The organism is Neobacillus sp. CF12 (genome assembly GCF_030348765.1).
Lineage (GTDB): Bacteria > Bacillota > Bacilli > Bacillales > Cytobacillaceae > Neobacillus.
Genome location: NZ_JAUCEU010000007.1, coordinates 810,719 through 832,439 on the forward strand (window position 1 = coordinate 810,719; position 21,721 = coordinate 832,439).

Here is a 21,721-nt window from a genome sequence, read left to right on the forward strand (position 1 = left end):
TAAAAAACAACACCCCCACCTCAGATAGTGGGGGTGCCATTTGCCTTCCGTTCAAAGTGATAATGAAGCCGGTATTCACATATTTCCTTAGTCCAGTAATAAAGAAGTTCTTCAGCTTCTTGATTGACATCAAAGTTTAATTTGAACATATCATCATCATATGAATCAGGCCGTTAGAGCTTCCACTCCATTTCGACATAGGCATTGAAGCAATCAGTTTACTGACACCCTTTTCCTCATAGTCCCATAGATTTTTAGCACCTTTATCGGAAAAATCAATCCTCTTTCTATACTCTTTTTCCATCAAGTATTGGTGAAAAAATGGCGCTGTTTCTTTTGATGATATGGGGTTAGACCAATTTGATTTCCCTCGTTCCAGCATAGCGAGCAGTACAATCATCTTATAGCTTTTGGTCATGCATGTTTTTTCTACTTCTACTAACCAGTTTTCATAACGGTTATAAACTCTAGCTTCATGATGCGTGAATTCCTCTGCCCAATTTAAGAAACCAAAATAGGATTGAAATTCCTGTTTGTATTGTGGTGAATCTGAAGCTCCCTTTAAGTGGATTTCCAGATAGGTCGGTCTCCTGCCCAACTCTCGCTTAAGATCCAGATAATCATTCAATACCTTTTCTTTCCTAGGCTGTCACTTTCGCATCATTTCTTTGAGAAGGTTGATGACGTTGATATCCAAATCGAAATCACAAAATTGTGGTAAGGCCGGATGAATATTCCGTGTCTTCCCCTTTCTAGGAATCGTGTCAAATATACTGAGTTTAATATCTGCATTGTGGTAGTTTCCGATTAAGTCTACAATGACACACGATTCCTTTTCAGGATGTAAACGCAGCCCCCTGCCAATCTGCTGGGTAAAGACGGTTAACGATTCCGTTGGCCGAACAAACAGTAAGGTATCAACCGCAGGGATATCGACACCCTCATTAAACAAATCTACCGTAAAAATAGCATCGATTTCACCATTATGGAGTTTGGAAATTGCCTTACTTCTGCTTATATCACCTGTTGTGAATGCAGACTTACAGTTTTATAGCCATGATGATTAAAGTAGTTAGATAAGAAATTGGCTTGTCGGATTGAAGAGCAAAATGCTAGTGTTCGCGTTTGCTTTTTATCTTCCCAAGCACGAAGAATTTTAAGTGCCAAGTCCTCTCTTAATTGAGCTTGCAATAACTCCTCTTCATCATAGCGATTGCCTAACCAGGTGATTTGGCTATAATCCGTATCATCGTAAACCCCAAAGTATTTAAAAGGGGCGAGCCACATCCGTTCAATGGCATCCAAGAAATCAAGTCTAAATGCCACGTTCCCATCACAAATAGCATAAACATCTTTGTTGTCGTTCCGGTCTGGAGTAGCCGTGATACCCAATAAAAACTTCGGTTTAAAGTAATCTAATGCCCTTTTATAGGAATCTGCAGCAGCATGATGAAACTCATCAATGATAATGAGATCAAATTCATCACGTTGAAATTGCTCTAAATGAGTTTTCATACTTAACGTATAAATAGAAGCAAAGATGCATCCGCATTTCTTTCTTTCGTTTTCCCGTTATAAATGCCATATTGTTTATCTGGCATGATTTTTTTAAATGACTCTCTTGCTTGATAGAGAATCTCTTCCCGATGGGCAATAAAGAGTATCTTTTTGAAATTCATTGAGAAAAACCCAGCCAAATAGGTTTTTCCTAAACCTGTAGCCATTACAACGAGTGCCTTGTTATACTCTTCCTCTAAGGTTTTATTTAACTCCTCCAGCGCTTCAATTTGAGCAAATCTTGGTTGAATATCTCCATATTCTGCAGGAGGTTCAAAAATAACTCCTGGCTGTTCAGGAGTTTCTTTATTCGAAGGCAACATAAGCTCTAATTCTTCAAGCTCACTCCATTTTTTTGACAGCTTGGGATATTTCCGTCCAAACTCTTCAAAACTGGCTTTGTAACCCTCTAAGGTTGTTTTATTTAATGGAACAGTCTGCTCAGCATAAAAAATCTTCAGAAATTCATTTTGTGCTTCTTCAAACACTTCCTTTTCATAACAAACTAAAAGATTCCATTCCACACCCTGATTCAGCGCTGACCTCGAAAGATTTGAAGAACCTACGAATAAATAATCCTTGCCATCGGCTTGAAATATATAGGCCATGGGATGAAACGATACACCATTACTTTTCCAAATTCGTACTTCAATCCGTTCATCAATGCCCAGAAGTATTTCAAGTGCCTCAGGCTGTGTTATATGTAAATAGTCCCCTGTACAAATTTTAATCTCTGCTCCATTTGCAGCAGCCTTTTTTAAAGCATCTTTTAAAAATTTAACTCCGGATTTCATGACAAAAGAAGTTAATATACAGATGGTCGAAGCTGTCTCTAGCTTTTCAATGATATGACTACCATATTCTCGAATAATCAGCTGTACATTACTCATCTTCAACTTCGATTAGGAAAATATTTTCCTCAAATCTCCCGCGTTTTTCTGCCTTCTTTCGTCGAACCTCCTCAACCTCTTCAAAGGAGGCTCCATGGCATTTGGCTAATGCATGAATAATTTCAAGCAGATCAGCTAACTCCTCAATGGCATTCTCATCGTTATCGGCATTAAGGTACTCCTGTAGTTCTTCAAAACTCTTATTTTTTAGTTCTTTTATGTATTCTTCATCGTTTAGGGTTCTAACAAAAAACTGTTTTCCTGTGCTTTCGATTACTTGTGTTATTCAGTCACGGACCAATTTATTATAGATAGGCATAATTTGCACCTCCACAAAAGTAGCTGTATTTCTTCTATTTTTTTTTATATTGATTATACACTATTCCAATTAATAGATTAGTGTTTCTGGATTACTACTTCTTAATTCTTGCAATTTTCTTAAAATATTTAAAATCATTCTAAGACTATTGGTGTTAATCTATTCATTTATCTTTTCTTTTATCTTATGGCCACACCACAGTATTTCCTATATATCAAATTAGACATAATACATAAGACTTAAAGCATACACACTAAAGTCCTAGCAAATAGTGATATAATTAATTGTCGTAACATAAAATATATTGTAAATGGTATAGAATTTTTTATTGGGGATGAATTTCCTTGGACTTTGTTACCTTAAATGGAAAATGAAAACCATGGCAAAGTGAAGTTCTTCGTGTTCAAAGAATACAAGAAATTTACGAGAAGCTATTTCTTGTGTTATGGTCTGCGGTACTATGTAACTCCGTCGGTTTCACAACAATATTACCGTAGTGGTCTAATTCATTTCTCATCTTACCATGAAACTCCCTTCTATCTTAAACACATCAGCCTCAACGAATTTTTCAATTAAATGTCTAAAGAAACCATTAGACATTATGATTTTTACACTAAGGCTTTATCCTTTAAAAGTTTGTTAATAAACCAATTTAAGTTAAGTCTTCTATTTCGAATATACATATCGAATACCTTTTGTGCCGGGAGTTTTAATAACTGAACATCCTCTAAATTCAAGCCTTGTAAAAATCCAATGGTAACCTTACCAATTTGCTCAATTTCATTTTTTTCAGTCGGGAATAATAATAAATTTCGGATCTCATGAATTTGATTTTGTTGTATATAATCGGTAAAAGCTAATTGGTATAGGTACTGTTTTGTAACATCTCCTACGCCGGGATTGTTACTTAACTTCGTATCTGTTAAGGTAAGGGAATAGTATTTTGCATCGGAAATAATGAAATAATTTCTTTCCGATTGATACATCGAGATAATATCCGGGATTAATGTGTCCGCATGATGTGTTTTTCCGGTAGTGGTAATCCAATTCGGCTTATCAACATAATCTTTCAGCTCAGGATATTTGTTATCTAGGATATAGGAACACACTTTTTCCCAAACAATCTCAAACTTCCTTGTTCCATAAAAGCTGATTAACAAACTTTCATGTTCCATCTGTTCTCTAGAAATAAATGAGTACAACGCCTTGAGAACCATCTGCTTCCGTTTCACAAACTGAACATTCAGTTCGTTTTGTATTCTTGATAATATATCTTGCGGTGTTCCGAATGCATCGTCATTTACTTCGAAATGAACAGGTTCAAAACCAAAATATTCCTGTAAACCTGTTCGTTTTAATATCTCAGTGCATTCATTTAAGACAAACTGATGTAATAATCGAAAATAATTTTCTTCATCTTGAAGAGTGGCGCTAGTATAATATTCTAAATAAACTGGGGTTACACCATCGATAACAGGTTGGAATTCATCGATTGTTTTTTGCCAATTTATTTCATTTTCTCCCATTAGTAGGTGGATCGATTTTTCATTGGAATATAATCCGTTTTCAATATACTCCGAAATCAAATAAATAATTAATGATAACATATTATAGTTAGCGTTATTTTCCACATTTCCAAGGCTTTCAATATCGTCTTGATCTAAATTTTCCCGTTTACTATATTCTCTAAAAAGGGTTAACAATTGTTTGATAACCGTTTTTTCATCAGATATTTGAATGAATTTTGGTAGGCAAAAAACCACTAGACCTTTGATGATAAGTACACCAACAAATTGAATGCTAAATCGTTTATCCTCTCGTGTCATTAGAATTTTTCTATCCTGTAATTCTTTGAGGACATTTTCAAAGTGAGAGACTTCCAAATCGCTTAGTTTTTCCTTCAGTTCAGGAATTGTGTATGTTTGAAGCTCTTTTAAAAAAATCGGTCTCAATGTTCATCACCCTGTTACTCTATTGTCTCAGCTAATTGCAAAGGCATTTGATCATCTTCGTCCTGTTTCTCATAGCTGATATTTTTAACAGGAAAGTCAAATATATTGATGCCAGCGTCATAGGCTGCTAATAATTTAGAGAAAGTATTATATAAAGGCAAAAAGAACTTTCCTTTTCTATGTTTAAGAACATCTTCAAATAGATACATCAGTAACTTGCTTTTGAATATGTCATCAATATTTGGTGAAGCAAGCTCTTGATCACCAAGAAAAAATGGACCAATCAGCTTGTCTTCGTTTATATTTAAATCGGAATCAGACAATCGGTCATTGATCTTATTTCTTAATGTATTCCACTCAATTTCACCAAAAGGTTTCAGATTCATAATCTTTCCAGAAATTTTCTCACTACCAGCGTTGATATCGATATACTCAAAATTCCATCTTCTCTTAAAGGCAGCATCCATTGGTTGTACTCCCTGATCGGCGCTATTCATGGTAGCCCATATATACAAGTTATCAGGTAATCTTACTTCAAGAGCATCCTCTTCTGCCAACTCACATTCATTAACAAGATATTTCCTCATATCCTCTGATATATGAATCGAGTACTCGCTCGTTCCGTGAAGATTACGATCTAGTAATTGAAAAATATCCCCAAATACAGCAGCAACATTGGCTCTATTGATTTCTTCAATGATTAATAAATAATTTTTATCTTCATTTAATTGTTTGCTTTTAAAAGCTTTAACCCATAACCTTAAAAAAGGACCCGGTACAAACTCGTAGGAAATATATTCAATCATATTTCCATTCTCAGTTCTCCGCTTCGGGATCGGTTTATATGTGCCTACAAACTGTGCATAGGAATAATTAGGATGAAAGGTTACACGTTCAAATTGATTTACCGTAAAATATTTATCTTTATCTTCGTTAATTTTAAAACTTTTCCCGGTTCCGGGTGCCCCAAAAAGGATCCGGTTATGCGGACGGTCAAGCGGTCCGTATGTATGGGTTGTATCCTCAGCTCTAGTCTCATCGTCTTCATGAAATCTGTGAAGAATGTCTCTATTTTTCAAGTATAGGTAAATATTTTGAGGCTTGAATGTAACTGAGTTATAGGCTGAGCTTTGGTCTGAATATAATCCAAATAAACGAGCTGGTTGAATGTCTTTCTTCGTATTAACTCGATAGGCACGATTAGAGCCACTCGTTAAAATTTCCTCTGGCCAAGCCACAATAATGGAATGATTGATATCTTCTTCACTCTCTAACACATATATACCAAATATCAATTTATTAGGGCAAATGATTTCTTTTAAATCTTGACCCTGAATACGCTTTTCATAGGAACTACCAGAGTCTGGATTATTACTATTCGGGCGCGAGTCATTTACCACATTCAGTAAAGCCACATTATATTCTAGATTTTCGGTTGTGTGGGGATTGGTTAATCGGATGTGAATAAATTTGGTGCTATCACCCAGTATTTCACATTGCCATCCATCCCGTACGAATAATTGTTTAATTAATTCAATTTTCGCTTTTCCTCTATTCCGTTGTGAAATAGCTGATGGTTTCCAAACTAAGGTACCATCGTAGTCGACTTCCCATCTTTCATTTGTCATGGTTGCCCCCCTTACATTCAATATTATTACATAAATTCCCCTAAAAATGTCAATCATTATAGAAAAATAAAAAACAAGTCGATTAGGTCTTCACCCTAATCGACTTTGTTTTTTTCCAGATTATATTTTTAAGCTTGATTTTGTAGAGGCTTATTCATTTTATTACTAAAGTAAGTTTCTTTAATTCTATTTGCAATAATTGAACTTAATAATGGAGGAACCGCATTCCCCAATTGTCTCCATTGATCTTTGAAATCACCTTCAAGTTGATAATCATCAGGAAAAGTTTGCAACCTCTTTATTTCTTCAATTCTTAAAAATCTATTTTTCCAATGAAATGGACCTTGGTTATTCGAAAAACTCGCTTGAATCGTCCAAGATGGTCGATTAGGAGATAATTTAAGTAAGAACGTCCAATATCTCGATTTCCATTTAAAAATGGGATCGGGATGTCCTCTTTTTTCTGTATAGAATAAATAATTATCTCCAGGTGGGATATCTTTTAGCAATTCATAATGTTTTGCTCCCGGCCTTTGGTTCATTTCTTCATCCAAAATATTATCAAAGTCAGCCATAACATCCCCGCATGTTACCCATGGTAATTTGTTTCCTTCTGGCTTTTCCGCATGCGTTTCTTCAGGAAATTCAAAATCTGGTAATCCCTCTTTTACCCCGACACAGATAAATCTTTTTCTTGTCTGAGGAACACCATAATTTGCAGAATTTACTACCCTGTAGAATATTTTATATCCCAATTGCTCTGATACTTCTTTTAGAAATTCCATTGCTTCCTGGTGGGTTTTAAACATAAACCCATCCACGTTTTCAAAAACAAATACTTTTGGACCTAGTTCTTTTACAGCTCTGAAATACTCAGGCACGGCAAAACCAGAGTTTTCATCTTCAAATCCATTCTTTTTATGTGTTAGATAATGCCTTGTCTGACTATATGGAGGACAAGGTGGACCTCCTATGATGACGTCAATATTTTGTTCTCTAAGCTTAATCCAGTTAAAATCAATCTCCCTTACATCAGCACAAAGGATATTTTTGGAGATATTATTGGTTTCTAATGTTTTACAGGCAATATCCCAAAAGTCAGTCGCAAAAACAGTTTTGAATCCATTCTTTTTAAATCCAATATCTAATCCTCCACCACCGGAGAAAAGACTAACGACTTTTAAAACACTCATTTATAACCACCTACATAAATGCTCTATCACTTGTTTTCCTAACAACGGCGGAACGGCATTCCCGATTTGTAATCTTTTCGACCTATGAGAACCAGTAAAAATATAGTCTTCAGGAAACGTTTGGATTGCTGCAGCTTCACGAATTGTTAATCTTCGATTGTTCCAATGGAATGGTCCTTCCCAGTGTCCAGGTTTTGAAATAATCGTCCAAGAAGGTAAGTTAGGATGTAACTTCAGAAGAAAACTCCAATACCTCTTCCCTGCCACAAACTGTGGATTAGGATGGCCAGATCTTTCGCTAAGGGCAATATAATTCTTCCCTGGCGGCACCGACTTTAAATTATCATAGTATTTACCTTCTGCTTCTGTTGTAGGATCATAGTACATCTCATCGTCATATTTACCAATCCAATCAACTACTCTTTCATAAGGTAATAAATTGGGATTTAGTAACCTTGCCTTGTCCGAACCATGTGTCTTTCTCATTTCCTCGTTGATATCTTTTTTGGTAGCTAAAAAGAATACTCTCTTCCGCTTCTGTGGAATTCCGTAGTCTGCAGAGTTGACATTGAGTAAAATATAATTATAGCCTAACGCTTGTGTGGTTTCTTCAATGCTTTCAACAGCAGCCCGATTGGAAGGGTGTAAAATACTCTCCACGTTTTCTAATACAAAGCCGTCAGGCTTAATTTCCGATATCAATCTAAAATACTGTCCAATCATATTTCTAGGGTCGTCATTGGCTTTCCTTTTTTCATTGGTTACCCAATATCCAGCTTTAGAGAAAGGCTGACAAGGTGGACCGCCAACAAGAATTAGTTTTTCAGGATTATTCAATTTGATCATTTGAGCGTAATCCGCGCCAGTGACTTCAGAGATATCTTTATGAGCATGCTCGGTATGTTCAAAATACTTATTGGCTTTGAGCGTGTTTACACTATCCTGATAGAAGTCCAAGCTAGAGAGAACCTTCACACCTGCTAGCTGTGTACCAATGTCCAGACCACCCGCACCAGAGAAAAAACTGATTGCTTGAATTTTACTGTCCTTAATTCTATCCGTGTCATTATTGCATGTATAACCTTTATGTTCAAATGGAATTTGAATATTCCCGTTCTTATCTTTTTCAAACTCACATTCAAACACATCTAATTGATCTTTAAAAATCAATTCCAACGATTGTTTTGATATACTGTAATCTTTTTCTGTTTGTATTACATTCGACATATAAAATTACCTTTCTATTGCTTATTTTTGATCAATTAGGAATACTGCTTTTCTTTCTCATATCAATAGGTTTTTCAACATTCTTGGGAACAGCCCAAACCCATCCTAACCTAACCGCTCCAGTTATTCGTCCTTGTTCGCACAAAATCTGTACTCTTCGCTGTGATATTCCCCAATTTTTAGCAGCTTCTTTCGCAGTTATATATTCCATGAATAACCCTCTTAAATAGTGATAAGTATACTAAATTTATTATATTCGAAACTACGAACAATATCAAGATTCTACAATTTTCTTAGACTGTATACCTCTTTTTATCTTTACTAGTTTATTAGAATAACAGAAACAGATGAAGAAGTAAAATTATGCGAAGTAAAGTTGATGATGTTATTTCGTGGCATTTTATATGTTGAAATATTCAATGATGGAGTTAATTGTTGTGGTGTCGAAACGTTTTAGAATTAAAATCACCATCAAGTGGTATTGCTTCTTCCACGCTGTTTAGAATGCTATCCAGCCATGCGAAGTAGTTTCCTGACCCTAAAGAGCTGGATGTTATTCCAGTTCAATCGTGTAATTTTCTGAACAAAATCTCGATGTATTTTTCAACTTCCTTTACTTTCTATGTCTTTTTTGAAATTCTCTATAAATCAGCAACTAAAAACACAATTATCCGTGAGGATCGGATAATTGTGTTTTTAGTTGATTTTCCCCTTTATTTTCTATTTCATATGCCCATGCTCTTTTAATCGACGGGCTTCGCCAAATATAAGGAGAACAAAATAATCTTCAGGCGCACTTACGTAGTGGAAGCAGACCACTTGTGGGTCCTATTAGCTTTCTTCGAAGTACTTCTCAAAATGCCAGATTTGGTGTTATACTCTCCAAATAGAATTTTGGGTTAAGTATATAGCTCATTAAATTTAGTTCTATTACAGATTTCCCAATACCTGGTTCATCTCTGATGATAATGAAATGCTTTTGATCTGTTTGTGTCCTAAACTGAGTATATTTACTAACTACCTTTCATAGGCTACCTTTTGTACATCTAGTAGTACAAACTCTTCATTGCACTTTAACAGTGAGCTAACAGTTTCGACCAATTTTTTTAAGTAAAAATTTTGCCTTCTTCAATCGATTCAGCAATTTCTCTAACATTTCCTTTTGAGATGTGCTTTTGAATATTTTAGCCAATCTCGTTAACCGTAATGGAAATACAGCATCGTTTCCCGCAAATAATTGCTAAATCTTTGTCAAGAAGTGGCTCTCCTATCCTTGCCATATAATTATGTAGATAAGCACAAGAATGTAGCTGAATATTAGTTGAATCACTATACAAAGACTCATTAAAATTCTGTAAATATTGCTTGTACGAAGAGGAAGGATGAACCGTTTCACGCTCCCTTCCCCCAAAAAGGTTCGACCAACCAATCCCATCTACTTCAGTTGCCTTCTCTTTTTACCATTGCTACAATTCAAATAATTACCGCTTTTTTCTTAACTGGTTGTACTCGCCTGTAACTAAAATCAATTCTCTTTTCGGTTTTTCGAGAAAATTGCCTGAATAGTCCATGAAAGTCAGTCAGGTTATTTTTAATATAAAGGTCAGAACCCTAACCAGATAAAATCGGATTAGTATATCCTCTATTTTTGTATAATTTATTATTTTTCTAAGCAGGTTTATTTACTATCAAATCATAACCCTTTGATTAGCGGTCTTCAGTTCAGCAAGTTATGCCCTAAATTTTATTCCTCCTGAACCAGAAAAGAAACTTATGCATGATTTTTCGAATCTTAATTGTCAGAGTAAGTTCACAATAATTAACCCTTTTGATCAAAGTTAATAAAGTATATCCTTCACTTTCCATTAAAAAATTGAAAAAAATCTCACAATTTATGCTGACTAATAGTAGTTTTTTTCTTCTATCATTAATATACATTTCTCGATTTTTGGTAGCATTCATTAATTAGTTTACCTTCCACCAAGAATTAACTAATTGAAATCATTTTTTTGTATGTGTACCAAACTCCATATTCCACGTTTAGTATTTTCAATAGACCTAATCCCCTTTAAATCTGTCCTTGCCCATCTCAGTCTATAATCTAACAAGGTACATACCCCATCTGGGTGCGGTAATTTAACAATATCTTCTGGGATTTCTAGTAATTCAATAACCTTAGCATTAATATCCTGTGTCTTTGCAGAACCCCCCAGCTCTTCAAGAGCAATAAGAGTTGCCTCTCTTAATTGTTTATTATTTGGAAACCCATTATCTTTATCCACAATATCACCTCTTACATGTATAACGAACTCACTATTCTTCTTTTCCATTCATTTCCTTAATGTAGCCTTTAATCCATGTCCCAATCTCAATCGATGCCATTTTTCCTTCTTTTCTCATTAGATTCATGAATTCAAATTTTACCTCTGGTTCTATGACTATTTCAATTTTCGCTGTTTTCTTTCTACCAGGTGGTCTACCACCTAAGGAGTTATTTTTATGCATCTTACCCCTCCTAAACTAGCCACATCAATGATTATATAGGGTTTTTATCATGACGTAAAGCTTAATGAATATTATAGGTTGATTTTATCCTCTGCAGCCTTGTTACTTTTTAGTTTAAGGTGGTTAATGTTTTACTATATAAATACCCGTTTCACATCCAAATCCTGAAGAAGAAATTAACTGTGCAATAAATCATGATTTCATTGAAGACGTTGATGCTGCCATTGTGATTGACCGCAGTGGAAAAAGGGATATTGTTACATCGTGGAGTAAATATGACCGTTTTGTCCAGAAGAGTATCGTAGATTTATTTGAGAAGATAGACAAATTAGATAGAATGAACGATTGGAAAGTCACTCCAGTAGGAATTAGTGATGAGGTGGTTTTCGCAGAGTACAGAATCCCTTCTGTTTATCTATCAGTTAGCTACTTAAAAAAAGGGGCCCTACCCCCTAATAAGTTTTGGCCACATATGGTGACCGTCGTACAAAAAGAAAATAATATTATTATTTTTATGTAAAAACTAATTAACCCCTATTCTTATAAAATAGGGGGATATACTTTCTCAACTATTATTTATACTCAACTTCTACTTGCCAATCTTCTTTATAGTAACCTGAATCATTAAATGCCTTCATACAGAAATTGTATATAGTCTGTGCATTTAAATTAGATTCCATATATTGTTCATTTGCCATTTTCTTAGGCTTTCTCATTTCATTTTCTTTTGTGGCAAGAAATCCACGATTTTTATCCATTACAACCTCATATTTTATCGGATTATCTTCGTATATTGACATTATTGTAATCTCCATCACTTCCCGCCATGTCTTTACTGGGTATGAGTTTTGATTAATCATTAATAAACGAGGTGAACTTCCAGTTATTTTTTCATTTCGTTCCTGGTTTACCAAAATATGGCCATATTTCAAGAAATATTTCAACCCGTATCGTATGACGTATCGTCAAGCTCTTCCGATTCAGGTGCTAAGTATGTATCTCCTTCACTAATTTCATTGCTGAAGGTAAGCTCTTCTTTATTTATGAAAGTTTCATATAGGCTGCAGAATTCTTGTTTTCGAATGGATTCCAAAACAAATTGGACTAATGAGACATCTTTGACATCATTTAACTCGGAAATTATACAATCCATCATTGGTTTCCCTGCTTTATCAAAGTTCGTATCTCCCCAGTCTTTTATCGCAAGTTCTCTTGTTTCAGGATTATTGCGAATTATCTGGTGATGCAAAATGAAACGTTCCATTAACGAATGAACACTCACAATCGAATAGCACATATCAATAACAATTTGTTTCTTCGTAATCTTATATATTCCAATTTGAGTCGTACGTTGATTTGTTAAAAGATATAGATAAAAGTATCAATCCTCTGGTGTCATCTCCTCTGAAACAATTGGATCCATCCAAAAATCATTACGTACTTTTCTAAACTTTGCCCACCCACAACACAGCCTTTCTCCTTGTTAGATAACTTTCACCGTCTATATATTGATAAAAGAAGAAAAAGGTCATCAGGATTTCATAAATTTGTGAAGATTTTATGACAAAAGAATTTCGGGGTACCTACTATAACCGTGGAGATAGTTTTTTAAGGTGATAATTGGAAGGTTGCGTGGAACTTTTAGAAACAAAAAAAACCAGTACTGATAAAAAGTCTCCATTCTATTTTTGGTGTTTTATCGATATTGAGGGAGAAAGCATGTAGCTAAAAATAAAAAAAAGGGAACAAAAACCCGGAGTGAAGGTTGTGTTCCTTATCATTCATAAAATGTTTAGAGATGTTACTTAAGATTCTATGTAACTTGAAAACCATTCTAGTGTCATTTTTATTTATTGCTAAAGATTCGTTCTCTTACCTGTTCTATAGATAATTAGACACTATTTTCTTTACGATGAAGCATCCCATGGCAATTCGGACAAACTGGAATTAAATCTTTTATAGGATCTACAATATAATTCTGTTGGATTTCGTGAAGGGGAATTATGTGATGGACATGAATAAAGTCTTATCGCTTACGAGCAATAGGATTACGTTCATAGACATTAACACTAACCGTTTTACGTAAAATGCACGTCGTGTTTGGTTGATACCAGCCAATCCTAATGATTATGATGTGGAGGGGGCTTTTAGTTATTATGATACGATTGACTGGAAGCGCTCTTATAACTATGAGAATGGCGATATCATATTTATCTATTTATCAGGCAATGTTAGGAAAGTTCGTTTTAAAGTGGAGGTAATCGAAGGTTTAGTACAAGATGGTCATATTACATATGATAATACTTTCTGGTTAGATGAAGAAAAAAATGAAGAATCACTAGAATATGAGCGTTAACGGGTGAGATTGGTAGATGAGACAGATACTCATGACTTGTCTCTAGCTAAATTACGCGAACATGGTTTAAAAAGGAATATTCAGGGTGCCATGAAACTTTCTGGAGAGCTGAGTGATTATATCATGTCGTTCTTTGAACATAATTTAACGGAAGGATACTATCCGGATGAAGTTGACGGGCCATTAGAGGAAGGGAAACCTATGGCCGCTTTCTTCAAGTTCTCACCGGCGGTTTGTCGCAATTTCAATAGGTGCAACAAAGCGATATTCATCTTCTTCAATATAGTATGGAATGTTATAAAAATATCCTCTTCCTATATGGTCAAAGTATTTACTTTGTGTTATTGAATTCCTCCGCTAAAAAAGCGGCAGCTTGTTGTATACCCTTCGCTACGAATAACAAAAGGTTGTTTTTATAAACAGTAATTGGACTTGCCATGTTATTTGTCCCTCCTAATAGAATCCTATTTATTTTATATGTAACCTACTAAAAATTACTAATCATTAGTCTTTAATAAACCATATTGGTTGCAGGGGTCCTTCAATTAGTTTTGTTTCAGATATTTTCACGAAAAACTTGACGCTCTAAAGTTACTATTTTAATGTTACATGTGTGGGATTTACCTGTCGAATATTCATTGAAGAGGTCATGAATTCGAATTCAGACCCGTTTCCTTTAAAAAGATGTATAATAGAATACGAAATTAACAGAATTACGGAGGTTAGGATGCAGTTTTTTATAAAGTTAAATACAATTAGTGCCTTATACGCGTTAGCGTTGTTTATTGCCATCGAACTCATAATAAATGTTTCTCATATTAGTCAAGTATATGGCTTTGAATGGGACCATGTTTATATTGTCATTGCTGTTATTAATGTTATTGGACTTCTTCTTTCAACCCTTATCTTTTTTAGCTTAACAAAAAAGTGGATGTCAGGCCGAAAACACCATCATTGGACACTTCTTCTGTGGGTACCTTATTTTATTGTGTTATTCTACTTTTTCACTGTCTTTGTTCCTCTTAATACAGGAGTGACCCTTTTTCCTAGATTTAATCTCTTAATTTTTGGGTCTGCCTTGCTGTTTCCGGTCTACATATTATTTATTAATGTCTTTGCTTTACCTTTAAGTACGGACGAACGGACTTCTAATATCGGCAGGTAATAGATTAAGTGGATTCGCTAGGAAAAATGCTTTGAGCATATTATGATTCCAAGCATTTTATTTAACAATTTTAATGAAAATAGCATAATCAAGTTCCTAATTTTAGAAGTAAGAATTTACTGAATAAAAAAAGACATTGATTTTTTTTAGATCAATGTCTTTTTTAGGCGCTTTTCACTTATATCTGTATAAAAGAGGTTTACTTTTCGTAGCTATGGTGTTTACCCGTCCCTTATTCTAGAAAGGCAGTGATTTAGTATTCACTGAAAGTAAAAAGAAGGAGACCACATTTTCGATGTCTCCTTCTTTTCGTTTCAAATAATGAAGTTGTCTTTTATATCGGTTTCTACTTTTTAAAAAAATGCCGCCAATAGCCTATCTGACACGCCAAGGACTATGCAACAGTTACCTGTGCTGTGTATTTAGAGAACTTCCCTTTTCTGAGCACTTTTAATCAGCTTAATCTCTCCATTTTTAGGGATTAATTCACTGATGTTTTCATATTTGTCTTCCCTTTTTGACTGGTTTAAGTCCGCCGCTACATATTCCTTAAAGGAGTAGCAAAAGAGTTTACGGGCCACTCTTCCTTTTTCACCAATTAAGTTAAACCAACCTTGCCCTACATAAAAAGGATTCGTTAGTATTCTATCAATAACATATGCTATTCGGTCATCTTCTTCCCCTGGATTAAATCTTGTTTTAGTAGAAAGGGCCAAGATAAAATAGTTTTTAAACTTATCTAATTCTAGTAATTGAAGATGGTACTTCTCACGCTGCATTTGATTAAAATCCATTAAAACCGTTTTGATACTTTTCTCAATATCAATTTCAAGTTTACTTGCATCTTTCCAGGTTGATAAACGGGAATCAAAAATCGATAGTGTTAGTATATAATATCCAGCATACTTTTTGGGATCAAATACTTCATCTTTAACTTGGCTTTCATCTTCCGGTATTACAACAAATTTTTTATAGTCAGCAAAGAAATTTTCAATCATATCGTATCCCTTCTTTCATACCTTAATAAATTTGCTGAATAAAATGGCTTAATCTAAATCTATCTGCAGCTATTTTCATTATGGAAAAAACAACCAAGGTGATCTGCTCATTATCTTTTTTATAGGGCAGTTCTTCTCGTAAACTGTCAAAATAACTTCTATGGTCCAATGAATCGGAATTTATATATATATTTCTTTATTCATATTAAAAGTCCTCCTTATTTCTTCAAAAATCCTCATCTTTCACGGTTTTTAATTAAAAAGTCCTATAAGCGAATTGGTAATTTGTCGTAACAGGTCTTTTGGCCGAGCTGGTTACTATACACTGCTGGAAATATTGTATATACGATTTTATCGGTGTTACATCACCAATTGATCAAACAAAATAGCCTTGAAACGCAGTAGTTAACCGGGGGATTTACCCATTTATCTATAAACTCAAAAAAAAATAGTTCACTTGTTTACAAGCGAACTACCTGGGTTGGCCTCAATATTTTTCAAACACTGTGTGCTATAACGAATACTGATTTCCTGACTAATTCCGATAGGAAAATCTTCTTTCATAAATAGCCCCTCCATTCATACCCATTCAATATTATTTTATCGCCAATCGTTGAATATACCAAAAATAGAGTGCTAAAACTTCTAAGCTTTAGCACTCTATTTGTAATATTATTTAATTTTATCCTCAAGAATTGAACTACTTACTTTTCAACGGTCACAACTAAAAGTTCTCTATGCCAAGATTCCCTCAATTTTTTCAATAACCTCACTTGTAAGCGCAATTTCAACGGCTTTGACATTTTCTTCTAATTGGCTTGGTCTACTTGCACCAATTAATGCGCTTGAAACATTTGGCTGACGTAAAATCCATGCTAATGCAAGGCTAGGTAGAGTGATTTCTAATTCCTTGGCGATCTTCTCTAACTGTTCCACCTTCGTAAAGGTAGTCTTCGTTAACATACCCTTCATGAAGTTGTTGATTTCGTCATTTGAGGCACGGCTATCCTCTGGAATGGTATTTCCTTTATATTTTCCTGTTAAAATCCCCTGAGCGAGAGGAGAAAAGACCACCTGTCCGATCCCATGCTTTGAACTCACCGGAATAACTTCCTTTTCAATATAGCGGTTTAACATGTTATATACAGGCTGGTTCACGACAATTCGATCTAAAAGGAATTTATCAGCTACACGGACTGCCTCTTCAATCTGAGCAGCACTCCATTCACTTACACCCGCATAAAGAATCTTCCCTTGACGAATTAAATCATCAATGGCTCTCAATGTTTCTTCCACTGGCGTTTCCTGATCATAGCGGTGACAGTAAAAAATATCAACATAATCTAAGTTCATTCGCTTCAAGCTCGCATTGGCTTGTTCAATCACATGCTTCCTCGATAATCCGCGATCATTCGGTCCTTCCCCCATTGGCCAGAACGCTTTTGTCGTAATAACATAGGATTCACGTGGATATTCCTTTAAAGCCCCAGCCATAACCCGTTCACCTTCACCACGTTCGTAAACATTGGCAGAATCAAAGAAGTTAATTCCTAGTTCATATGCTTTATGTATTGTTTTCTCAGCCGTGTTATCTTCAACCGTTTTTCCGTAGGTTAACCAACTGCCTAAACTAATTTCACTTACCTTTAACCCGCTATTTCCTAAACGTCTGTATTTCATTTAAATCATACCTCCCTAGATAATTTTTAAAAAAATGACTTTCAGGTAAACTATATAAAATTTAGACTATTTTTACAATTATGAAATACTGCAGGATTGGATTAATAGTTGGAAAAAGACAGGATTCTTACGATTTAGTTTAATTACCAGAATTTTCAGAAGGTACCTGACAATATTATCAAAAAAAATGGATGCTATGCGATAAGTAGTTCAGTTTTTGTGGAGAAACATCGTATATAGGTACTAATTAGCAGACTTAATCACAAATTAACTCAGTCTGTTCTAATTACCGTTATTTCAACATTTATTCGCTTTTGACACACAAAATAACATATCAAATATCACAACAAATAACAGTGTGAAAATAACTATTGTCACACTGTTATTTAGGTTGTTAAATTGATTGTTAATTGACTTTCAACTTGAAAGGATGAAAGGGAAATTCTAATTATATGTAGAAATAGGTATATAGATTGTGAAGAGTTGAAACAAAGTAGTTTAGCTTTAATTTGATATAAAAGGGGGTTTAATAATGACAAGGATTTGCAATCAATGCCAAACTGAAATGATAAAAGATTGTAAAGTAAATGTTGAATATGACTTGTCTGGAATTACGATTAGTCAAAAGCGTAAAGGACTTTTCAAAAATGTATCTGCAAAGACTAAAGCAGCTTTATGTCCAAATTGTGGTAATGTAGCTATCTATATTGATGATTACCAAATATTTACTAAATAATTACTTATTCAGCGTACGGGAGCTTTAACAGAATAGGTGTAATAATATGAACCCTCAGAGGACTATAACTCTGAGGGTTTTTATTTGTTATTTGGTGTGTGATTTCCACTGTGAATTAGGGTGCTATTTGTAATGATTTTTCAGTTTTTCTCCACAGTATCTGATCTACTTAGCTATGCGATCCCTCCTTTGCTATCTACTCAGATCAATTCTAAAAAAGAACAAATCGTTAAAATGTTCATTCGGTGCATGAAGATTTTCATCTGGCAGCCCGAATCCCATTAAAACAACAGGAGTATTTAAGGTATGGCTGAAATCCGAGACAATCGGAATGGAGCCCCCTTCTCTTTTATAAACAGGTGCTTTTCCATAAACCTGTTCATAAGCTTCAGCTGCTTTTTGAATCATCGGATCATCGATTGGTGTTAAGAATGGATTACCAGTATCCTGGAGTGTCACTTTTACTGTGCATCCTTTTGGTGCTTTTTCTTCTAAATGCTTTTTGATTAAGTCTTGGATTTTTTCTGGATTTTGATTATTGACTAGACGGCAGGTGATTTTGGCATGTGCCTCGTTTGGAATGACAGTTTTTGTACCTTCCCCCTGAAATCCGCCCCATATGCCGTTTAATTCTAATGTCGGCCGCGAGTTGATTTTCTCAGAATATGGGTAATTATTTTCTCAACCCGTTAATTCAGTTAAGCCTAATGTCATTTTTAGCTTTTCTTCATCAAAGCCCAGTGCTTTAATTTGTTCCTTTTCAAATCCGGTCAATTCTAATACATCATCATAGAACTGATCCACATTTACCTTTCCATTTTCATCATGAAGAGTAGATAGCAGCTGCACTAATAAATGGTTAGCGTTCTGAACTCCCCCGCCGAACATGCCTGAATGCAAATCCGTATTCGCCGTTTTAAGGGAAACCTCAAGAGCAGCCAGACCTCTTAAAGAATATGTAATCGCAGGAACTCCTCGATCCCACATATCAGAATCGGAAATGATCACCACATCACAGGCTAGCTTTTCTTTATTTTCGGCTAAAAACTGTGGAAGATTGGGACTTTCGATTTCTTCTTCTTCAATACAAAATTTCAAGTTTACCGGTAATTTATTTTCTAGTTTTAGTAGTGTTTCAACCGCTTTAATATGTAAAAATGTCTGCCCTTTATCGTCTGTTGCCCCTCTGGCATAGATTTTTTCATCTCGGATTTCTGGTTCAAACGGAGGAGTTACCCATAAGTGAATTGGGTCAACGGGCTGGACGCCATAATGACCGTACACTAATACAGTTGGTGCATTTTCTTGATGAAACCAGTCTGCATAAATAATCGGATGACCTTTTGTTTGTACGATTTCAACGTGTTCCATTCCAATGCTTTCTAACTTATTAGCGATCCAGGAAGATGCTTTTTGAATGTCCTCTTTATGCTCAGATAATGAACTTATGCTAGGAATGCGAAGTAATTCTTTTAATTCCTCCACATTTTGTTGATGATGCTTCGATACAAATTCGGACTCATGTTCTCACCTATTCTTTTTTATTTTCAATTCTCTCTTTTACACGAAAATTAGGAAAATAATAGAAAACCAGCCCTAAAAAGGGAGAGACTTTATTTGAACGTATTAAAAGTGACTGGCACTACAAGAAAGTATCAAGGAAATTTAGATTAGCCATTTAATATTTTTCCGCCTGGTTCCAGTAAGATTAAAAGCTTTGGTGCTGAATATTTGCACTATCTTTATTTAGTTATCCTGGCTATTTTCTTGCTAAACATAAATATCGAATCAAAGTCATCACTGATCGATCATACATGTGATCTTTGATATTCAAATAAGTATAAACATAATAATATTTTATCAAAAAAAGTGCCAGGTACCCCCAATTTTTGAATGGTCCCTAGCACTTATTTTTATATTAATTCAAGCACCCACTAAATTCCCAGGTTGTAACGAAATTCATTCTGCTCCACATTTTGATATTTGTCCATTTAGCTAAAAATTCATCCTCCCTAAATTGTTAAAAAAATTTATTGGTAGGATTCATGATATATGTTACCCGAGCGTAGCCCTCCTTTAATAGTGTACCTTGAACCCATTCTCCATCAACATACACATTGGCTAACAGTCGTCCACAGGTATCTTTTGTATTCCCCGTTCAAATTCCCATGTTAATTAATAAGGGATTTGTGCTCCCTTATTGGATTATGGTATCCGTTATTATATGAACCTACTCTATTAAGCTTTTACCCTTCTAATAATAAAGAGTGTGGATCTTCCAACAGTTCTTTTACTGCAGCCAGGAAGCTGACTGCCTCTTTTCCGTCCACAATTCGATGGTCATAAGAAAGGGCGATATACATCATCGGGCGGTTTTCCATTCGTTCACGATCAATCGCTATTGGTCTTGTTTGGATTTTATGCATACCGAGAATCCCCACTTGTGGGCTATTCAAGATTGGCGTTGACATTAATGAACCGAAAACACCACCATTTGTAATTGTAAATGTTCCACCTTGCAAATCATTTAAAGTAAGAGCATTATCACGAGCTTTTTTACCGAGATTACCGATTTCTTGCTCGATTTCGGCAAAGTTTTTCTGGTTCGCATTACGTACAACCGGTACGACCAACCCCTCTGGTGCTGCCACAGCAATTCCGATATCATAAAACTTCTTGATAATTACTTCATCACCTTGAATTTCGGCATTTAAAAGCGGGAATTGCTTTAAAGCTGAGACCACTGCTTTTGTAAAGAACGACATGAATCCAAGACGAACACCATGTTTTTCGAAAAAGGCATCTTTCCGCTTCGTGCGTAAATCCATAACAGCAGACATATCCACTTCGTTAAATGTAGTTAACATCGCCGCTGTATGCTGTACCTCTACTAAACGTTTAGCGATGGTTTGACGACGGCGGGACATTTTCACACGTTCTACTGGTTTGTCAAACTCTTCATCTATTTGTTGTACGGCAGGTTTTGGGCTGGTCTTTTCCAACTTTGGTTCTTCTTTAACCGCAGGTGTATGTGTATATGCTTTTACATCCTCTGTTCTAATTCTGCCAAGTGGATCACGGCTGCTTACTTGGTTTAAATCAATTCCCCGTTCTCTTGCCAATTTTCTGGCCGCTGGTGAAGCAATTGGAGGTTCGGCTTTCGAAAGTTTTGGCTCAGATTGGTTGCTTCGTTGATTTAAAGTTTCTTCTGCCGGTCTTTCCGGAGCTGCAGCTGGAACAGTTGGAGTGCCTGGATTGGCTCCTGTAGTAGTCGTATTCTCTTCGATAATCGCAATTACATCGCCTACTTCAACGATATCGCCCGTCTCTTTTAATAATTTTGAAACTATACCTGAGTATTCAGTATTTAATTCAATATTCACTTTGTCCGTTTCCAGCTCAACAACACTTTCTCCTTTGGTCACCTTATCACCAATATTAATGAGCCATTGTGAAATGGTTCCTTCTGAAATCGATTCTGCCAGTTCTGGTACTTTTATTTCTATCATGTGATG

General features: G+C 35.2%; 17 protein-coding genes and 4 pseudogenes. 4 read left to right on the forward strand and 17 right to left on the reverse strand.

What is annotated here, in order from left to right:
- Positions 1-20: 20 nt before the first annotated feature.
- The 9 genes and pseudogenes from QUG14_RS04130 to QUG14_RS04170 all read right to left on the reverse strand — a co-directional run bounded on the left by QUG14_RS04130 (position 21) and on the right by QUG14_RS04170 (position 11,271).
- Positions 21-2,447: pseudogene (locus tag QUG14_RS04130) on the reverse strand (DEAD/DEAH box helicase family protein).
- The gene (locus QUG14_RS04135; RefSeq protein ID WP_289344066.1) at positions 2,440-2,733 is read right to left on the reverse strand and encodes a nucleoside triphosphate pyrophosphohydrolase; all 294 of its coding nucleotides are present in this window, start codon (positions 2,731-2,733) and stop codon (positions 2,440-2,442) included. Before QUG14_RS04135 ends, QUG14_RS04130 begins: the two are co-directional and overlap by 8 nt.
- 641 nt (positions 2,734-3,374) lie before the next feature.
- Positions 3,375-4,718: an LlaJI family restriction endonuclease gene (locus QUG14_RS04140; protein ID WP_289339273.1), complete on the reverse strand. Its 1,344-nt coding sequence runs from the start codon at positions 4,716-4,718 to the stop codon at positions 3,375-3,377.
- Positions 4,719-4,732: 14 nt separating this feature from the next.
- Entirely contained in the window at positions 4,733-6,346 is a 1,614-nt protein-coding gene (locus QUG14_RS04145) for an AAA family ATPase (RefSeq protein ID WP_289339274.1), read from the reverse strand.
- 128 nt (positions 6,347-6,474) lie between these two features.
- Complete coding sequence (locus QUG14_RS04150) at positions 6,475-7,539, reverse strand: DNA cytosine methyltransferase (protein ID WP_289339275.1); 1,065 nt, start codon at positions 7,537-7,539, stop codon at positions 6,475-6,477.
- Positions 7,540-8,766, reverse strand: a complete 1,227-nt coding sequence (locus QUG14_RS04155; protein WP_289339276.1) for a DNA cytosine methyltransferase — start codon at positions 8,764-8,766, stop codon at positions 7,540-7,542.
- A 31-nt stretch (positions 8,767-8,797) separates the two neighbouring features.
- Positions 8,798-8,977 carry a MerR family transcriptional regulator gene (locus QUG14_RS04160; RefSeq protein ID WP_289339277.1) on the reverse strand — a complete coding sequence of 60 codons (180 nt, stop codon included), beginning with the start codon at positions 8,975-8,977 and terminating at the stop codon, positions 8,798-8,800.
- Between the two features lie 1,780 nt (positions 8,978-10,757).
- Positions 10,758-11,048, reverse strand: a complete 291-nt coding sequence (locus QUG14_RS04165) for a winged helix-turn-helix domain-containing protein (RefSeq protein ID WP_289339278.1) — start codon at positions 11,046-11,048, stop codon at positions 10,758-10,760.
- A gap of 31 nt (positions 11,049-11,079) precedes the next feature.
- Complete coding sequence (locus tag QUG14_RS04170) at positions 11,080-11,271, reverse strand: hypothetical protein (protein WP_289339279.1); 192 nt, start codon at positions 11,269-11,271, stop codon at positions 11,080-11,082.
- Between the two features lie 226 nt (positions 11,272-11,497).
- Between QUG14_RS04170 and QUG14_RS04175 the strand changes: the two genes are divergently transcribed.
- Complete coding sequence (locus QUG14_RS04175; protein WP_289339280.1) at positions 11,498-11,791, forward strand: hypothetical protein; 294 nt, start codon at positions 11,498-11,500, stop codon at positions 11,789-11,791.
- 52 nt (positions 11,792-11,843) lie between these two features.
- On the opposite strand, the gene QUG14_RS04180 is transcribed toward QUG14_RS04175, so the two are convergent.
- From QUG14_RS04180 to QUG14_RS04190, 3 genes and pseudogenes are all read right to left on the reverse strand, one after another.
- Positions 11,844-12,203, reverse strand: a complete 360-nt coding sequence (locus QUG14_RS04180; RefSeq protein ID WP_289339281.1) for a hypothetical protein — start codon at positions 12,201-12,203, stop codon at positions 11,844-11,846.
- Positions 12,204-12,211: 8 nt separating this feature from the next.
- Positions 12,212-12,535, reverse strand: a complete 324-nt coding sequence (locus QUG14_RS04185; protein ID WP_289339282.1) for a hypothetical protein — start codon at positions 12,533-12,535, stop codon at positions 12,212-12,214.
- Between the two features lie 627 nt (positions 12,536-13,162).
- Positions 13,163-13,297: pseudogene (locus QUG14_RS04190) on the reverse strand (HNH endonuclease); the annotation flags it as partial.
- A gap of 78 nt (positions 13,298-13,375) precedes the next feature.
- On the opposite strand from QUG14_RS04190, the gene QUG14_RS04195 reads away from it, so the two are divergent.
- Positions 13,376-13,627, forward strand: coding sequence for a hypothetical protein (locus tag QUG14_RS04195; protein ID WP_289339283.1), 252 nt, complete (start codon positions 13,376-13,378; stop codon positions 13,625-13,627).
- A 727-nt stretch (positions 13,628-14,354) separates the two neighbouring features.
- Positions 14,355-14,792: a hypothetical protein gene (locus tag QUG14_RS04200; RefSeq protein ID WP_289339284.1), complete on the forward strand. Its 438-nt coding sequence runs from the start codon at positions 14,355-14,357 to the stop codon at positions 14,790-14,792.
- 422 nt (positions 14,793-15,214) lie between these two features.
- On the opposite strand, the gene QUG14_RS04205 is transcribed toward QUG14_RS04200, so the two are convergent.
- On the reverse strand, positions 15,215-15,790 hold the full coding sequence (locus QUG14_RS04205; protein WP_289339285.1) for a hypothetical protein: 576 nt from the start codon (positions 15,788-15,790) through the stop codon (positions 15,215-15,217).
- A gap of 735 nt (positions 15,791-16,525) precedes the next feature.
- Positions 16,526-17,470, reverse strand: coding sequence for an aldo/keto reductase family protein (locus QUG14_RS04210; RefSeq protein ID WP_289339286.1), 945 nt, complete (start codon positions 17,468-17,470; stop codon positions 16,526-16,528).
- A 532-nt stretch (positions 17,471-18,002) separates the two neighbouring features.
- On the opposite strand from QUG14_RS04210, the gene QUG14_RS04215 reads away from it, so the two are divergent.
- Entirely contained in the window at positions 18,003-18,206 is a 204-nt protein-coding gene (locus QUG14_RS04215) for a hypothetical protein (protein ID WP_289339287.1), read from the forward strand.
- A gap of 192 nt (positions 18,207-18,398) precedes the next feature.
- Here QUG14_RS04215 and QUG14_RS04220 read toward each other — a convergent pair.
- From QUG14_RS04220 to odhB, 3 genes and pseudogenes are all read right to left on the reverse strand, one after another.
- Positions 18,399-19,691: pseudogene (locus tag QUG14_RS04220) on the reverse strand (dipeptidase).
- A gap of 535 nt (positions 19,692-20,226) precedes the next feature.
- Positions 20,227-20,343 (reverse strand): annotated as a pseudogene (locus QUG14_RS04225) (thermonuclease family protein); the annotation flags it as partial.
- 109 nt (positions 20,344-20,452) lie between these two features.
- Complete coding sequence (odhB, locus tag QUG14_RS04230; RefSeq protein WP_289339288.1) at positions 20,453-21,715, reverse strand: 2-oxoglutarate dehydrogenase complex dihydrolipoyllysine-residue succinyltransferase; 1,263 nt, start codon at positions 21,713-21,715, stop codon at positions 20,453-20,455.
- Positions 21,716-21,721 lie beyond the last annotated feature (6 nt).

Excerpts from the sequence above, each read along its gene's own strand:
- QUG14_RS04145 (WP_289339274.1), bottom strand. The coding sequence starts at position 6,346 with ATGACAAATGAAAGATGGGAAGTCGACTACGATGGTACCTTAGTTTGG.
- QUG14_RS04150 (WP_289339275.1), bottom strand. The coding sequence starts at position 7,539 with ATGAGTGTTTTAAAAGTCGTTAGTCTTTTCTCCGGTGGTGGAGGATTA.
- QUG14_RS04155 (WP_289339276.1), bottom strand. The coding sequence starts at position 8,766 with ATGTCGAATGTAATACAAACAGAAAAAGATTACAGTATATCAAAACAA.
- QUG14_RS04160 (WP_289339277.1), bottom strand. The coding sequence starts at position 8,977 with ATGGAATATATAACTGCGAAAGAAGCTGCTAAAAATTGGGGAATATCA.
- QUG14_RS04170 (WP_289339279.1), bottom strand. The coding sequence starts at position 11,271 with ATGCATAAAAATAACTCCTTAGGTGGTAGACCACCTGGTAGAAAGAAA.
- QUG14_RS04185 (WP_289339282.1), bottom strand. The coding sequence starts at position 12,535 with ATGGAACGTTTCATTTTGCATCACCAGATAATTCGCAATAATCCTGAA.
- QUG14_RS04200 (WP_289339284.1), top strand. The coding sequence starts at position 14,355 with ATGCAGTTTTTTATAAAGTTAAATACAATTAGTGCCTTATACGCGTTA.
- QUG14_RS04205 (WP_289339285.1), bottom strand. The coding sequence starts at position 15,790 with ATGATTGAAAATTTCTTTGCTGACTATAAAAAATTTGTTGTAATACCG.
- QUG14_RS04210 (WP_289339286.1), bottom strand. The coding sequence starts at position 17,470 with ATGAAATACAGACGTTTAGGAAATAGCGGGTTAAAGGTAAGTGAAATT.
- QUG14_RS04215 (WP_289339287.1), top strand. The coding sequence starts at position 18,003 with ATGACAAGGATTTGCAATCAATGCCAAACTGAAATGATAAAAGATTGT.
- odhB (WP_289339288.1), bottom strand. The coding sequence starts at position 21,715 with ATGATAGAAATAAAAGTACCAGAACTGGCAGAATCGATTTCAGAAGGA.